Source organism: Rhizobium sp. SEMIA 4085 (assembly GCF_013004495.1).
In the GTDB taxonomy this organism is placed as follows: Bacteria; Pseudomonadota; Alphaproteobacteria; order Rhizobiales; family Rhizobiaceae; genus Rhizobium; species Rhizobium gallicum.
Window position 1 is genome coordinate 1 of sequence record NZ_JABEPH010000126.1, and the last position, 14,967, is coordinate 14,967.

At 61.3% G+C, this 14,967-nt stretch carries 18 protein-coding genes; 10 read left to right on the forward strand and 8 right to left on the reverse strand.

All coding sequences use genetic code 11. The features are described 5' to 3' along the window. Together C9413_RS14590 and C9413_RS14595 are read right to left on the reverse strand one after the other, a co-directional pair. A partial coding sequence (locus C9413_RS14590; RefSeq protein WP_170250589.1) for an FAD-dependent oxidoreductase occupies nt 1-382 on the reverse strand: 382 nt, incomplete at its 3' end. Between the two features lie 116 nt (nt 383-498). Next, nucleotides 499-963, reverse strand: coding sequence for an Lrp/AsnC family transcriptional regulator (locus C9413_RS14595; RefSeq protein ID WP_039846822.1), 465 nt, complete (start codon nt 961-963; stop codon nt 499-501). Nucleotides 964-1,120: 157 nt separating this feature from the next. On the opposite strand from C9413_RS14595, the gene C9413_RS14600 reads away from it, so the two are divergent. The 4 genes from C9413_RS14600 to C9413_RS14615 all read left to right on the forward strand — a co-directional run bounded on the left by C9413_RS14600 (nt 1,121) and on the right by C9413_RS14615 (nt 4,794). Then, a complete protein-coding gene (locus C9413_RS14600) occupies nt 1,121-1,840 on the forward strand; it encodes an aspartate/glutamate racemase family protein (protein WP_039845281.1) in 720 nt (239 codons plus the stop codon). Between the two features lie 65 nt (nt 1,841-1,905). Beyond that, the gene (locus C9413_RS14605) at nt 1,906-2,823 is read left to right on the forward strand and encodes a helix-turn-helix domain-containing GNAT family N-acetyltransferase (RefSeq protein ID WP_170250590.1); all 918 of its coding nucleotides are present in this window, start codon (nt 1,906-1,908) and stop codon (nt 2,821-2,823) included. Between the two features lie 62 nt (nt 2,824-2,885). After that, nucleotides 2,886-3,503, forward strand: coding sequence for a TetR/AcrR family transcriptional regulator (locus C9413_RS14610; protein ID WP_039845282.1), 618 nt, complete (start codon nt 2,886-2,888; stop codon nt 3,501-3,503). Nucleotides 3,504-3,585: 82 nt separating this feature from the next. After that, the gene (locus C9413_RS14615) at nt 3,586-4,794 is read left to right on the forward strand and encodes an MFS transporter (protein ID WP_039845283.1); all 1,209 of its coding nucleotides are present in this window, start codon (nt 3,586-3,588) and stop codon (nt 4,792-4,794) included. Nucleotides 4,795-4,802: 8 nt separating this feature from the next. On the opposite strand, the gene C9413_RS14620 is transcribed toward C9413_RS14615, so the two are convergent. Next, nucleotides 4,803-5,219 carry a helix-turn-helix domain-containing protein gene (locus tag C9413_RS14620; protein WP_039845284.1) on the reverse strand — a complete coding sequence of 139 codons (417 nt, stop codon included), beginning with the start codon at nt 5,217-5,219 and terminating at the stop codon, nt 4,803-4,805. A 113-nt stretch (nt 5,220-5,332) separates the two neighbouring features. Between C9413_RS14620 and C9413_RS14625 the strand changes: the two genes are divergently transcribed. Then, a complete protein-coding gene (locus C9413_RS14625; protein WP_039845285.1) occupies nt 5,333-6,220 on the forward strand; it encodes an SDR family oxidoreductase in 888 nt (295 codons plus the stop codon). 323 nt (nt 6,221-6,543) lie between these two features. Here the strand turns inward: C9413_RS14625 and C9413_RS14630 are convergent, their stop codons facing one another. Then, nucleotides 6,544-7,296, reverse strand: a complete 753-nt coding sequence (locus tag C9413_RS14630) for a pyridoxine 5'-phosphate synthase (RefSeq protein WP_039845286.1) — start codon at nt 7,294-7,296, stop codon at nt 6,544-6,546. 428 nt (nt 7,297-7,724) lie between these two features. Here C9413_RS14630 and C9413_RS14635 point away from each other — a divergent pair, with 428 nt between their 5' ends. Further along, a complete protein-coding gene (locus C9413_RS14635) occupies nt 7,725-8,411 on the forward strand; it encodes a MerR family transcriptional regulator (protein ID WP_039845287.1) in 687 nt (228 codons plus the stop codon). Nucleotides 8,412-8,445: 34 nt separating this feature from the next. Here the strand turns inward: C9413_RS14635 and C9413_RS14640 are convergent, their stop codons facing one another. Continuing rightward, entirely contained in the window at nt 8,446-9,573 is a 1,128-nt protein-coding gene (locus C9413_RS14640; protein WP_039845288.1) for an ATP-dependent RecD-like DNA helicase, read from the reverse strand. Nucleotides 9,574-9,743: 170 nt separating this feature from the next. Between C9413_RS14640 and C9413_RS14645 the strand changes: the two genes are divergently transcribed. Beyond that, nucleotides 9,744-10,313 (forward strand): DUF922 domain-containing protein, encoded by a 570-nt coding sequence (locus C9413_RS14645; RefSeq protein ID WP_223844013.1) that lies wholly within the window; start codon nt 9,744-9,746, stop codon nt 10,311-10,313. Here the strand turns inward: C9413_RS14645 and C9413_RS14650 are convergent. Further along, nucleotides 10,291-11,889, reverse strand: a complete 1,599-nt coding sequence (locus tag C9413_RS14650) for an ABC-F family ATP-binding cassette domain-containing protein (RefSeq protein ID WP_039845289.1) — start codon at nt 11,887-11,889, stop codon at nt 10,291-10,293. The genes C9413_RS14645 and C9413_RS14650 overlap by 23 nt on opposite strands. Before the next feature lie 260 nt (nt 11,890-12,149). On the opposite strand from C9413_RS14650, the gene C9413_RS14655 reads away from it, so the two are divergent. Genes C9413_RS14655 through C9413_RS14665 form a run of 3 tightly spaced genes read left to right on the forward strand, consistent with a single transcriptional unit; the run spans nt 12,150 to nt 13,835 of the window. Then, complete coding sequence (locus C9413_RS14655) at nt 12,150-12,530, forward strand: lipoprotein (RefSeq protein ID WP_039845290.1); 381 nt, start codon at nt 12,150-12,152, stop codon at nt 12,528-12,530. Nucleotides 12,531-12,540: 10 nt separating this feature from the next. Next, nucleotides 12,541-13,056: an RNA polymerase sigma factor gene (locus tag C9413_RS14660; RefSeq protein WP_039845291.1), complete on the forward strand. Its 516-nt coding sequence runs from the start codon at nt 12,541-12,543 to the stop codon at nt 13,054-13,056. After that, entirely contained in the window at nt 13,053-13,835 is a 783-nt protein-coding gene (locus C9413_RS14665; protein ID WP_039845292.1) for an anti-sigma factor, read from the forward strand. The genes C9413_RS14660 and C9413_RS14665 overlap by 4 nt, the downstream gene beginning before the upstream one ends. A gap of 3 nt (nt 13,836-13,838) precedes the next feature. Here C9413_RS14665 and C9413_RS14670 read toward each other — a convergent pair whose 3' ends face one another. Both C9413_RS14670 and nthB read right to left on the reverse strand, forming a co-directional pair. Beyond that, the gene (locus C9413_RS14670) at nt 13,839-14,210 is read right to left on the reverse strand and encodes a nitrile hydratase accessory protein (RefSeq protein ID WP_039845293.1); all 372 of its coding nucleotides are present in this window, start codon (nt 14,208-14,210) and stop codon (nt 13,839-13,841) included. Further along, on the reverse strand, nt 14,197-14,856 hold the full coding sequence (nthB, locus tag C9413_RS14675) for a nitrile hydratase subunit beta (RefSeq protein ID WP_039845294.1): 660 nt from the start codon (nt 14,854-14,856) through the stop codon (nt 14,197-14,199). Before nthB ends, C9413_RS14670 begins: the two co-directional genes overlap by 14 nt. Between the last annotated feature and the right edge of the window lie 111 nt (nt 14,857-14,967).

The window sequence follows — 14,967 nt, forward strand, 5'->3', positions numbered from 1 at the left end:
CCAGCGTTTTGCGGCCTGGCGCACCGGGCGCCCCTCCGTCGCGCCCGAAATGGGCATGCGTTGCGCCGGTGGCCAGAACGAGCGTATCATAACTTAACGTCAAGCCGCTGCGTAATGTCACTTGCTTTGCCGCGGTGTCGACGCCGGTGACTTCGCCGAGCAGCGTCGTAACATCCGGCCTGTTGCTGTAGAGATGACGGATCGGCCAGGCGATCTCCGATGTCGATAGGATCGTCGTCGCGACCTGATAGAGCAGCGGCTGGAAGAGATGGTGGTTGCGACGATCGACCAGTGTGATCTTGGCCCCGGTACCCTTGAGCCCGTTGACGAGTTGTAGCCCGCCGAAACCCCCGCCGACAACGACGATCCGATGATCGCTCATGACATAGCCTTTTTGCTGTTTGCTGTTTGCTGTTTGCTGTTTGCTGTTTGCTGACGCAAATGTCGCCCTTTGCAGGCAGGTTTCAACGGCCCCTTCAACATAGCTGCCGTGCGATCTTAATCGGCATAGCCGACCGGGATCGCGCTGCCGCTTTTCAATATCTCCATGGAAATCGAAGCCGAGACGTCGAACAGCTCGATCTTGCGGACGATCTGCTTGTAGATGACGTCGTAATGTTCGACGCGCGGCAGCACGATCTTCAGGATGTAATCCTGATTGCCCGTGAGCCGATGGGCCTCGACGATCTCCGGAATGCCGCTGATCGCCCTGCGGAACGTCTCAATCCATTCGTCGGAATGATGCGCCGTCTTGATCAGCGCAAAGACGGTGGTCGGCACGCCCATCCTTTTGCGGTCGAGCACAACGATGCGTCGGGCAATGTGGCCGCTTTCCTCAAGGCGCTGGATGCGGCGTGAACAGGCCGAAACCGAAAGCGCGACGCGCTCGGCAAGATCGCTGACGGAAATGCCGGCATCGGCCTGGAGAAGGTCGAGAATCTTTCTATCGCGATCGTCAAGCATTGCCATCTCTTTAATTGACGCTGATTTTTTGCACATTACCAAAATATTGCGCAAACTGATAGCTCGTCACTGCAATCAACGTCAAAGAATGCAAATATTCGGCGCAGCGACTGAGGCATCCTTTCGGCCTCAGAAATCAAAAAGCAGGAGCGTGGAAATGCAGACAATCGGCCTGATCGGCGGCATGAGCTTTGAAAGCTCGGCGATCTATTATCGTCTGGTGAACGAGATGGTCCGCGAACGCCTTGGCGGTCTCGCATCGGCCGAACTCGTCATGCATTCCGTCAATTTCGAAGAGATCGTCACCATGCAGAAGGCCGGCGACTGGGACGGCGCTGCAGCACGCCTCGGCGATGTAGCGCTTCGCCTGCAGACCGCCGGCGTCCGCTGCGTACTCATCTGCACCAATACCATGCACCTGATCGCCGATCAGGTGGCATCGCGCCTCTCGGTTCCGCTGATCCATATCATCGACGAGACGGCGAAGTCGCTCAAGGCGGCCGGGCGCAAGCGTCCGCTGCTGCTCGCAACCCGCTACACGATGGAGCATGGCTTTTACGCCGACCGCATGAAGGGCGTGGGCGTCGACGTGACGGTCCCGGATGCAGCCGACCGCACTGTCGTTCACGACATCATCTTCAACGAACTTTGCGCCGGAAAGGTGCTCGACAGTTCGCGGACGAAGCTGATGGACATCATCGAACGCGAACGCGCCAAAGGCGCCGACAGCATCATTCTAGGCTGCACCGAGATCTGCCTCATCCTGGACCCCGGCAAGCTGCCTCTGCCCGGCTTCGACACCACGGCGATCCATGCAAGGGCGGCCGTCGATTTTTCAATCGGCAAGGAGCGGAGCGATGAAACAGAGGCTGCATAACATGCAGCTTACTTGACTGAGTCAATCAATTGCAGGACAAGGTCTCCTATCAGGAGATTTTGTCCATGCCCGATTCCTCCCTTATCGATGCCGCCCGCGACTTCAATCGCTTCTACACCAACTTCCTCGGCGTGCTGAACAAAGCCTATCTCGACTCGCCGTTCACCCTGACGGACGCACGGGTGCTGTTCGAAATCGGCGCGCATGACGGAATCAGCGCCGTCGCGCTCGTCCGCGACCTGCATCTCGATCCCGCCTATCTCAGCCGCATTTTGAAGCGCTTCCGCAGCGACGGTCTCATCGAGACGAAGGCCGATCCCGCCGATCTGCGCAGCCAGATCATCACGGTCACCGGCAAGGGAGGCGAGCAATTGCAGGAACTCGGCCGCCGCTCGAACGTGCAGATCGCCGAACGTTTCGATGCGCTTGCCCTTGGCGAGTCGCAAATCGTCGTCAACGCGATGCAGACCATCCGCTCGCTGCTCGACCCGGGCGTCAAACGGTCCCCTGCGGTCAGCCGCGCACATAGACCCGGCGATATCGGCTGGTCCGGGCCGAGCCAGGGCAAGGCCTATGCCGAGGAATATGGCTGGGACATGCGCTTCGAGGGCCTGGTGGCCGAGGTCGCCGGCAAGTTCCTGGCGACCTTCGATCCGGCGATGGAATATTGCTGGATCGCCGAGCGCAATGGCATCAACGTCGGGTCTATTCTTGTGACGAACGGTGGCGACGGCGTTGCCAAGCTCCGCCTCCTCTATGTCGAGGAGGCCGCGCGGGGGCTTGGTCTCGGCAAGACGCTGGTCGACGAGTGCATTCGCTTCGCGCGGGCGAAAGGTTACCGCCAGACATCGCTCTGGACCAACGACGTTCTGCACGCCGCACGCAGCATCTATGTCAAAGCCGGTTTCCGTCTTGTCTCCGAAGAGAGACACCGCATGTTCGGGCCAGAGGAAAACGGCCAGACCTGGGTTCTCGACCTCTGATGCTGTCGTGCCGCAAAAGTTTCGCTTGATTTGGAAACGATCATTTCCTAATTACGTGAGCCATGACGACGGCAACTCTCGATGACAAAAGCCGAACCCGCGGCAGGCCGCGCGAATTCGACATGGACGCAGCGCTCGACAAGGCGCTCTGCGTCTTTTCCGAGCGGGGCTACCACGCAGCCTCGATCAGCGAATTGACGGACGCGATGGAGCTTACCTCCGGCAGCGTCTACAAGGCCTTCAAGGACAAGCGCGGCATCTTTCTTGCCGCCTTTGACCGGTACCGCGCCGTGCGCCGCGGCCTGCTTGATGAGCGCTTGGGCAGGGTCGAGACCGGCCGTGACAAAATCCGTGAAATCCTGCGCTTTTACGCTGCGTCATCGCATGGCGACATCGGCCGGCGCGGCTGCCTCGTCGTCGGTAGCGCCAACGAGCTTGCGATCTTCGACGAGGAGGCCGCGGAGCGCGTCGCGGCTGCTTTTGCCGCCAACGAAGACTTGCTGCTGAACCTCATCCGGCTCGGCCAGTGCGACGGCTCGATCCCAAAAATGCTGGACGCTGTAACGGCTGCCCGCGCCCTGCTCTGCCTGACGAAGGGCATGCGCGTCGCCGGCAAGACGGGCCGCCGAGAGGACGACATGACCGCCGTGGCGGACGCCGCCATAAAACTTCTCGACTGACAGCGCTTCGCCCGCAACAAGCGGGTGGCGCAGAACGACTTCAAGACCGATCCTCCCCCAGATCAGCATACCGGAGTTTTTCATGAGTATTTCAACTGCAACGAACGAGGCCGCTATACCCCGGGCGATCTCGCCTTTTATGACATTCCTTTTCGCGGCCGCCTGCGGCCTCGTCGCCGCCAACCTCTATTACGGCCAGCCACTGGCCGGCCCGATCAGTGCCGATCTCGGATTCACGCCGGCAGCCACGGGCCTGATCGTGACGCTGACGCAGATCGGCTACGGTTTCGGCCTGCTCCTCATCGTGCCGCTCGGCGACCTGCTCGAAAACCGCCGCCTCGTGCTGATGCTGATCCTAGTATCGGCAGTCGCGCTCATCGGCGCAGCACTCTCCTCAACGCCCGCCCTGTTCCTGCTGGCCTCGCTCTGTATCGGCCTCTCTTCGGTCGCGGTGCAGGTTCTGGTGCCTTTCGCCGCCCATATGGCGCCGGATGCGATGCGCGGCCGTGTCGTCGGCAACGTCATGAGCGGCCTTCTCTGCGGCATCATGCTGGCCCGTCCCTTTGCGAGCTTCATCGCCGAAGCCTCGTCGTGGCACATGGTCTACTACATCACCGCAGTCGTCATGGTCGGGCTGGTCCTCATCCTGCGCGCAAAGCTGCCGGTTCGCATCCCGCACACGAAGCTCGGCTACGGCGCATTGCTTGCCTCGATGCTACACCTTGCGATGACCTCCCGCATCCTGCAGCGCCGCGCGCTCTATCAGGCCGGAATGTTCGGTGCCTTCAGCCTGTTCTGGACGACGACGCCGCTTTTACTTGCAAGCCCGGCTTTCGGCCTAACCCAGAACGGTATCGCGCTCTTCGCGCTTGCCGGCGCTGCCGGTGCCGTCGCCTCGCCGATTGCCGGACGCCTGGCCGATCGTGGGTTGACGCAGATCGCTTCTGCCTTTGCCATGCTCATCGGCATGGTGTCCTTCGTCATCAGCCATTTCGCAGCCGACGGCTCGCCGACCGCGCTTGTCCTTTTGACGGCAGCCGCGATCCTTCTGGATTTCGGCGTGACGACCAATCTGGTCTGCGGCCAGCGCGCGATCTATGCGATCAGCGCCGACCACCGAAGCCGGCTGAACGGTCTTTACATGGCGACCTTTTTTGCCGGCGGCGCTCTCGGCTCCGCGCTCGGCGGCTGGGCCTATGCGGCAGGTGGATGGACGATGACAGCCTGGATCGGCTTCTGTTTTCCGGCTTTCGCCTTCCTGCTCTTCCTCACCGAGGGGCGCGGAAAGTAAGCTGCGCCTCAACCTTCAGCAGTGTCGAAGCGGGCGCGAGCGTCGCGAACGGCGTCATGATTTGCTTCCGCCCAGTTCAAAAGCAGCGCCAGCGTGGCGTAAAGCGAGCGCCCGAGTTCGGTGACCCGGTATTCGACGCTTGGCGGCTTCGTCGGAAACACCTCCCGCTCGATATAGCCTTCGCGCTGCAGGTCGCGCAGCGTCTGCGTCAGCATCCTCTGCGAGATATCCGGTATCTTCCGCCGCAGCTCGCCGAAACGGTATGGCCGCGCGGCAAGCGCTTCCAAAAGCAGCGTCGACCACTTGCCGCCGATCTGCTGCATCATGTCCCGGACTGGACAATTGCTGAAATCGAGACTCCCCAGATCGATCTCCCGGCGGATGCCGGGGGCGGGCTTGCTCTTTAGATTGAGGACAGCGCTCATATGGGATGGTTCCCTTTTGGTAACGTAGAGCGGAAAAACTGCCTTCTTTACAGCTCGAAGTCAATTCCTATTCTAGAGCTGCTCTCTTTTTGAGACCATATAGAGGAAGACCTATGAGCGAAACGATTCTCGTCACCGGCGCGGCCGGCCAGCTTGGCCGGCGCGTCATTCATCACCTGCTCGAAACCTACAAGGTTCCGGCCGGAAGCATCATCGCCGCCACCCGCGACCCGGCGAAACTCGCGTCGCTCGCCGCCAAAGGCGTGGCCACCCGCAAGGCCGATTTCGACGATGCGGCAAGCCTCGAAGCCGCTTTCAGGGGCGTCGATCGCCTGCTGATCATCAGCACCGACGCGCTGGCCGTCCCCGGCCAGCGTCTGACGCAGCACAAGGCCGCCGTGGAGGCTGCGGCAAAAGCCGGCGTGAAGCACATCGCCTATACCTCGATGCCCTCGCCGGACAAGTCGCTCGTCACTTTCGCACCGGATCACCTCGGCACCGAGAACGCCATCAAGGCTGCCGGCGTTCCCTACACGATCATCCGCAACGCCTGGTATTTCGACAACTATCTACACGGCATGCCGCATAACCTGCAGTCCGGCAGCTGGTACACGGCAAGCGGCGACGGCAAGGTTTCCAATATCTCGCGCGAAGACTGCGCATTGGCAATTGCCGCCGCCCTCGCCTCCGCAACGGGTGAGAGCGCGACCTACACGCTGACGGGCAGCCAATCGCTGACCGCCGACGAGATCGCCGCCGGCATCGCGGCTGCTGTCGGAAAGCCTTTGCAGGCCGTCAAGGTCAGCGACGAGCAACTCGGCCAGAGCATGCGCGGCGCAGGCCTTCCCGATTTTGTCGCCGACATGCTGGTCTCAGCCGACGCCAACATCCGCGCCGGCAACTTCGACCTCCTCACAGACGACTTCAGGGCGCTGACCGGCAAGCAGACGCAGAAGCTCGACGACTTCTTCGTTGCAAACAAGGCGGCTCTGCTGACGTAAGCGTCGGTTTCTGCCTCATCAAGAGTTGATGAGGAGGGCAAGGCGGGCATCTCCTGGCACTTCAATCGCAGCCAGGAGCGGCAAACAGGACGCCGCTGTCTTGCCCTGCCCTCCCTTTTCTCATTCGCGTGCCTTTCACAGGAATCGAGCGGAGCGCAGGACACTCCCTTCAAGGTATAAATGAGTCATTCGCCGCGAAGACGCGCCGTAGCTGGATCTCTGTGACAATTCTCGGGTCTCACCCGAGGACAGAGATGAGGAGATGAGACGTCGAGACCCTCTGCACTCTCGTTGCGCGCCCCCCGTTCGAAAGAAGAAGCACTTCATATCTTCTGCCCGCACGCACGGCAGAACCGCCGCACGGTTTGCGCCATGCCGTATTCCAGTGCATCCGCCGTCAGGCCGTGACCGATCGAAACTTCCGCAAGCGTCGGGATGCGCTTCACAAGCGGCGGCAGGTTGGCGACGGTCAGGTCGTGGCCGGCATTGACGCCGAGGTCGATTGCGAGTGCTGCGTCCGCCGTCTTGCCGAGCGCTTCGAGAATGGGGCTTGCCCGCTCCGGGGCATCGTAGCAGCCGCCATAAGGACCGGTATAAAGCTCGATCCGGTCCGCCCCCGTCGCCTTGGCGATCTTCACCGCCTCGGCATCGCCGTCGCCGTCGGCAAACAGCGAAACCCGGGTACCCATCTTCTTCAGTTTTGCGACGACATCCGTGAGAAAAGCCTGGTGCTTGCGGAAATCCCAGCCGTGGTCGGAGGTCGCCTGCGATGGATCATCAGGCACGAGGGTCACCTGCTCGGGCGCGGCACCTTTACAGAGTTCGAGGAATTCCTGCGTCGGATAGCCCTCGATATTGAACTCGGCCTCCGGAAACTCGTCGTCGATCAGATTGCGGATCACCGGCAGGTCAGAGAAGCGGATGTGCCGCTGGTCGGGCCGCGGATGGACGGTCAGCCCGCTGGCCCCCGACTGCAAGGCGATGCGCCCCAGCGCCTCGACGCTCGGCCAGGGCAAATCGCGCCTGTTGCGAAGCATGGCGATGGCGTTGAGATTGACGGAAAGCGTCGTCGGCATGTCGATGATCCATTCAGTGCGAAAAGCGTGAGCTGCTTTTTATGCCAATGGGCCCGGCGAGGCCAACGAGATTCGCATATGACTGCATGCAAATCTGTGATGGACGACCGCATGGTCGCAAAGGGTCTACGGCAGGAGTATTTCCCATTCGGCCGCAAGAAATTCAGCCGCCGCGGGCACCCTATCCGGCCAACGTTACGTTGGATATAAGTTTTCGGGCGCTGCGTTGCTATCCTATTTAAAAGCGATTATTTTTAGCACTTACAAAAATGTACGTTCACGCATAACGTGAGAATAAGTATCGAGTAAGTACGCCGCGTACTGCTTCTTCCCGACGACAAGAACGCCTCGAGGAATCACCACTCCGCAGCGCCTTCGAAGCAACTGGCAAAACCGCATGAGGTGCAACTTTTGCCCCAGGAGGGTTCATGCCAGACGGTACCAAACGTGCCGCCGCCGGTAAGTCTTCGGAGCGCCGGTCCAGATACCGGTTCCTGCCATCTGCCGCACTGCCGCCGGATTTGCCTGAGGGACCGGTGCCTATCGCCGAGATGGCGAACGCATTCGGGGTCACGCACAGGACGCTGCATTTCTACGAAGAGAAAGGATTGCTGTCGGCAAACCGTATCGGCCTGATGCGCGTTTATGGCGAGGACGACGTGATGCGCATGGCCGTCATCAACGTCTGCCGCGAAACCGGAATGCCGATTGCGGTCGTTCAGGAACTGATGGACGAATTGCGCCGTGCCTCCTCGCAGGAGGAAGCAGAGGCAATCTTCCAGGAGGCACTCGCCGTGCGCAAGCGCGAGCTGACGGCGGAAATGTCGACGCTGCACCGTCAGCTGCAACAGGTGAGCGATTTGCTCGACCCCGACGCCAGCAGCGAGATACCGCCGCTGAACGACAACGAGGATCAAGCCTCCCTTTCGGATGAGGAACTGCGCTGCCTCTCGTTGATGGCCGAAGGCTTCTCGACGCAGCGTATCGCCCGCGCGCTTGACCTGAAGCATGACGAAGCACAGGCGCTCGAAGCTGACATCATCCTGAAGTTCCGAGCAAACAACCGCTTTCAGGCGATCACCAAGGCAGTGCTTCTCGGCATCGTCAAGGTATAACGTTCTGGCAACGGCCGCCGCCGTTTCCGCAGCTTCACCGCACGATCGTCAGCGTCTCCGCCGCGCGCGTTATCGCCGTGTAAAGCCAGCGTTCGCGCGTATCGCGGAAGGCCCAACTTTCATCGAAAAGCACGACATTGTTCCACTGCGAGCCCTGCGCCTTGTGCACGGTGAGCGCATAGCCGTAATCGAATTCGTCGTAGCGCTTGCGCGTATTCCACGGGATTTCGCCTTCGACATCCTCGAAAACCTGCTTCAGCAGCTTGATCTTGGCCGCGCCGCGATCCATGTCGTCGTCTTCCGGCCGCACGAGCAGGTTGATGCCCGGCTTCGTCGTCTCCTTCGATGACGTCATGACCTGCCAGAGCGAACCGTTGAGCAGCCCCTTGGCGGGGTCGTTGCGCAGGCAGACGAGCTTGTCGCCCGTCTGCGGATAATCCGCCGAAAAGCCCTTCAACTCCCGCAGGCGCTGGTTATAGCGGCGCCGCGTGCGGTTGGTGCCGACAAGCACCTGATCTGCATCGAGCACCAGGGCCTGGTTGACTTCGTTCTTGGCGATCACCTGGGCGGTGCCGTAGTCGCCATACATGATCTCGTTGCCTTCGCGCACCTGCATCGCAAGCTTAATGATCGGATTGTCGCGCGCCTGGCGGTGAATGTCCGTCAGCAGGTAATCCGGCTCCTGATTGGTAAAGAAGCCGCCGCCCGAAACCGGCGGCAGCTGTCCGGGATCGCCGAGCACCAGGATCGGTGTGCCGAAGCTCATCAGGTCCTTTCCAAGCGCCTCGTCGACCATCGAGCATTCGTCGACGATGATCAGCGCCGCCTTGGCGACCGGGCTCTGCCGGTTGATGGTGAACATCGGCGTCATCGAGGTCTTGCCGGTTTCCTCGTCCTCGACAGCCTCTTCCCCACGCGGGCGATAGATCAGCGAATGGATGGTCTTGGCATTGCTGGCACCGCGCGATCGCAACACTTGCGCCGCCTTGCCGGTAAAGGCGGCAAACAACACGTCGCCATCGACATTCTCCGCAAAATGCTTCGCGAGCGTCGTCTTGCCCGTTCCGGCATAGCCGAACAGACGGAAGAGCGGCGAGCGGCCCTCCTTCAGCCATTTCGAAACGGCCTTCAGGGCTTCGTCCTGTTGCGGAGCAAATTGCATGGGAGCGACTTGGCAGGATTCGCAGCCGCGAAGCAAGGTGGAAAAGTGCGCCCGCAGATTGCTGCCGGGCGATTGCCTGCTTTCAGCCGCTTGAACGCAGGTTTTGCGCCCTTTAGTGTCGCCCCGTTGCTTGAGGGATTCACGTGAGAAGAAGCATTCAGTTATGCGTAATGATGGCGGCCCTGCCGATACCTGCTGCCGCCCACGCGGAATGGCAGGCCGTCGAACAGGTCAAGCCCTATACCATCACTGGCAGATCCGGCGCCGAGCTCTACGCATCGATCGGCGAACACGGCCCAAAGGCTGGCATCGGACGCGTCATCGCGCACACGACCTTCAAGCTCACCTGGACCAGGAAATACGAGCCGCAGGCGGACAGGTCCTGCAGGCTGACTGTGGCGCGGCCGAAACTGATTATCACTTACACTCTACCTAAGCCGACGACACAGCTGCCACCTGCAACCAAGGCGAGCTGGGACACCTTCATTACTGGGGTCGAGACCCACGAGCGCTGGCACGGCGAAACCATAAAGCATATGGTCAAGGCGATTGAAGCCTACAGCCTCGGCCTCACCGCCGCCGACGATCCGGACTGCAGCAAGATCCGCGTCGTGCTGACAAAACGCCTGGGCGAACTCTCCGGATACCAGCGCCAGCAGGGCCGCGACTTCGACAAAGTCGAAATGGGCCAAGGCGGCAACATCCAGCAGCTTATCCTCAAGCTGGTAAACGGGCCGTAGGCAATTCCAGTCTGCGCGTAATCCCAATGGCTTCCAGGAAGACTTCGTCGTGACTGACGACCAGCAGCGCGCCGTCATAGGCACGCAATCCGCTCTCGACCGCAGCGATCGAATCGAGGTCGAGATGATTGGTCGGCTCGTCCAGGATCAGGAGCGACGGCGGTTCCGGTCCGCCCAGAACGCACGCCAGACCAGCGCGCAACAGCTGGCCGCCGCTGAGCGTCGATACGATCCGGAGCGCCGCATCGGCCCTGAACATGAACCGGGCAAGCGCCGCGCGACAAGCATTTTCAACCGCGCGCGGATTTATCCGCAGAAAGTTCTCGCGGATCGAAAGCGACGCATCGAGAAGGCTCACTTGCTGATCGAGCATTGCGAATTTGGTCATGACCGAGACCGTCCCGGTCCAGGGCTTCAACTCCGCGGTGACAAGCGCCAGCAATGTCGTCTTGCCAGAACCGTTCGGGCCGGTGACGGCGATGCGCTCCGGTCCAACGATGCCGAAGGACAGATCGCTGAGGACCGGCTCGGCAGGCCGATAGCCCGCCGTCACCGAATCCATCTTCAGGACGACCTTGTTGGCAGGCAGTCCGGCCGGCGGAAGCGTCACTGAAAAGGGCTGCAGGATTTCGATCTTCTCGCGCGCGGCTGCCGCATCTTCGAGCGCCTGGGTACGCCGGCGTTCGGCAAGCCGGGCGTTATCGCCGCCTGTTGCTTCGCTGCGCTCCTTCAAGCCGCCGGCGACAATACGCGGCATGTCGCCTCTGGCAGCCTTCCTCCGGCCGATACGATCCCTGCGAGCTTGCCGTTCGGCCGTTGCTTGGGCGCTGCGGGCAACCTCGGCCACACGCTTCTCGGCATCGGCGAGATCATGCTGCACGGCAGCCAATTCTAAAGCCTTGCGCTCCTGATACTGGCTCCAGTTGCCGCCGTAACGCGTAGCCTCAAGCGAAGTCACTTCGACGATGGCGTCCATGGTTTCGAGCAATTCCCGGTCATGGCTGACGACGATGGCCCCCGCCCGCCAGTGTGCAATGAGGTCGATGACGGCCTGGCGGCCTTCACGGTCGAGATTGTTGGTCGGCTCGTCCAGGATGAGAAAATCGGGCTCGGAGAAGATCAGCGCTGCAAGCCCTGCCCGCGTGCGCTGTCCACCCGACAGTGCAACAAGGTGCGTTTCGGGCTCTGCGTCGATCCCTGCGCGATCGAGGGCCGAAGCAATGCGGGCTTCCAGCATCCAGTCGGCCGATGCAACCTCTTCAGCGGTCGCCTCGCCCGCCTCGGCACGCCGAAGGACGGCGAGCGCCTCGGTCACGCCGAAGAGAGCGCCAACCGTTTCTTCGGCTTCCTCCTGGACCCTTTGGCGGAGCACGCCCAGGCGGCCGCCTAACGCAATGGTCCCGGACAAAGGCTGGAGTTCGCCTGAGATCAGCTTGAGAAGCGTGGTCTTGCCAACGCCGTTGCGGCCGACAAGACCCGTTCGGTCCGCGCCGAAGCTTAGATCGAGACTTGAAAAAAGCGGGCGGCCGTCAGGCGTGGACCACGACAGATTGGAGAGTGTGATGAATGCAGGCATGGACATGAAATTCTCCGGTGGCAAGGCGAATTGGCGTTGCGATCGGGTTGAAATCCATTGCTGCACACATCCTGCTGAGATCAACGATGGCCGCTAATCTAAGCGACGAGTGTTTCTGGTTCAAGCAGGGTCAATCTCGGCACGGCACCATACGCGGCATTCATCCAAAAAATCTCTCACACCCCATGGAATAAAATCACTGCTCCCGGTGTCTCATCACCGGTAAGCAAAAAAGCTGCCGAACGTGAGGAGAGACCCACATGAAATCCGTAAAATTCGTGATCGCTTTCGCCGTCGCATCTGCTGCGGCAACTGCTGCATTCGCGGCAGCGCCGGTCATGACCGTCGAATCCGCCAAGGGCAAGGTGCTTGCCGGCGAAAACGGCATGACGCTCTATACCTTCAAGAAGGACACGAAAGGCGTTTCCAATTGCTACGACCAATGCGCCAAGAACTGGCCGCCGCTGATAGCCGCTGGCGATGCGAAGGCCGATGGTGCATATTCCCTCATCGACCGCAAGGACGGCACAAAGCAATGGGCCAAGGACGGCATGCCGCTCTATTTCTGGGTGAAGGATACCAAGAAGGGCGATATCACCGGCGATGGCGTGGGGGGCAACTGGGACCTTGCCAAACCCTGAGTGGACCGGCGTGAAGACACCCGTACCCGAAACATTCGAGGGCCAGATCCTGGCCCTCCTTCCCTCGCTCCGGCGCTATTCGCGAAGCCTTACCCGCTCCGACGCCGACGGCGAGGATCTGCTACAGGACTGTGTCGAGAAAGTACTTGCCCGCCGTTCGCAGTGGCGTGGCTTGAACCTGCGCGGCTGGGCGCTGACGATCATGACCAATCTCTACCGCAACACCCGCCGCCAGAGCCCGCCCAGCATGATGGTCGAGCTTGACAGCGCCGAAGACATGCCCTCACCCGAGACGACCGCCGATCCGCTAGAGCGCTTGCGGCTGGAAGACGCGCTGAACAGCCTGTCGGAGGAAAACCGCGCCGTGCTGATGCTGGTTGTCATCGAAGGCTATACCTACAGCGAGGTGGCCACCGCGCTCGACATACCAGTCGGCACCGTCATGTCACGCCTGTCGCGCGCCCGTCAGCGGCTTGGAGACCGAATGAAGGCCGACAATGTGATTACGCTTCGGAGACCGAAATGAACGAGACCAACTCGAGCGTGCCCGAAGCGGACCTCCACGCCTATGCCGACGGGCAACTGCCCGAAAACGCCCGCGCCCGTGTCGAGGCATGGCTGCAGGACAATCCCGAGGACGCTGCCAAGGTGACGGCATGGCAGGCACAGAATGCGGCGATCCGTTCAACGTTCGCGGCTTACGAAAAATCCAAGGAAAATGACATCCTGCTGGTCGATCCGGAAAATGGCGTTTCCGTTTGGCCGAGACGTTCGGCCATTGCCGCAGCCGCCGTCGCTCTCTTCGCGCTTGGCGTCCTTGCGGGTCATTATGGCCCTCCGCTCGTCCAGCAACCCGAACTGCAGCTTGCCGCTTCCGAGACACTGCCGGCAGAGGCGCAGAACGCCTTCCTGGTCTATGCAGGCGAGGTCCGCCATCCTGTCGAAGTCTTCGCCAATGAGGAAGCGCATCTGGCGACCTGGCTCGGCAAGCGGCTTTCTATTCCGAACCTGAAGGTGCCGGATCTACAGCCCCTCGGCTTCCGGCTCGTCGGCGGACGGCTGCTGCCGGTGGATGGAAAGCCGGGCGCGATGTTTATGTACGAGAATCAGGCTGGCGAACGCCTGACGGCGCTGGTCGGCCGCAACAAGGCGAACCGGACGACGAGCTTCCGTTTCGCCTCCGCCGGCGATGTCGAGACATTCTACTGGATCGACGGCGAGCTCGGCTATGCCGTCACCGGCGAGATTTCGCGCGATATGCTGCGGCAGGTGGCCGAGGAGTGCTACAAACAGTTCCCGTCGTGACGATCAGCGCAGCGGATCGTTGGAAAGCTCGATCGGCTTTCCGTGCGGCGTGGCTTGCGCCGCACGCTGCCAGCTCTCCTGCAGCGAAAGGATGGCGCCGGCATCGGCGATGCCTTTGCTGACTAGGAGCCCGGACAGCGCCGCGACCCAGCAGTCAAAGTAGTCGCTGCCATCCACCGCCCGGCCAGGCTTGTGCAGTTCGGCCGAAAGCGTCTCCGCCCACTCGCTCCATGTGAAGCGACCGCGTTCATGGAGGTGCACTGTCATTGCAAAAGCAGCAGCCGCCCAGGGCTCGGGAAAGACCGGCTCGCCATCGGCGGATTTCGGCAGTTGGGGCGATCGCGTAAGCGGCGATATCGTTTCACAAAGGCTCAAGGTAGCTCTCCCAGGCATCGATCGAGACCGTCAGCGATGGATCGGCGCCCTCGCCCCAGATCTCCCTGCCATCGAAAACGACGGTATAGACCCATTGTGGGTTCTCGCCCTTGCCATGCGCATTGTCGTCCGGAAACACGAAAGAGCCCTGCACCGCCTCGACCACACCATTCTTGGCACGCGCATAGCGCGGTAGCCGGGTATGCGTTTGCGGATTGAAATTCTTTGTCCGGACTTTCTCGCCGACGGCAAAGCGCGCAGCCCTTTCCACCGGACGGTCGCAAGGCCCGCCGCGCGCCAGAACGTTCGCGACCATATCCGCCTTCAGAACCCGTTTCGGCACCGCTCCGGCAGTCTGCTTGTGGCCGACATCGATCTCCGCAGCCGTTGCAAATCCATGCCGATCGAGCAGCACTTCCAGCGCCCGCATCCATATTTCGTAATAGCTTGTGGAGAGATAATCAGCTGGCGGAATATTCTCGCGCGCATGCCGACTCTCGTCGATCGTCCAGGCACCGAACGCACCGCACGATAGCGTCAGTCCAAGCGCACGCTTCTCCCACTCATCATGGAAATACGGCTCGTCCTTTTCAGGCGCGACCAGCCCGAACCCCATCTGTCCCCCAAGATCGTGCGGCCCGTTCATGCGCCTGCGCCAGGGGCGGACGCAAAAGCCGTCCGTGTCATCGCGTCCAGGCTGACGAGAACGGGAACGGTGTGGGCCGGCAGAGCGTTCCGTCGCAAGGGCGGCTCGGGG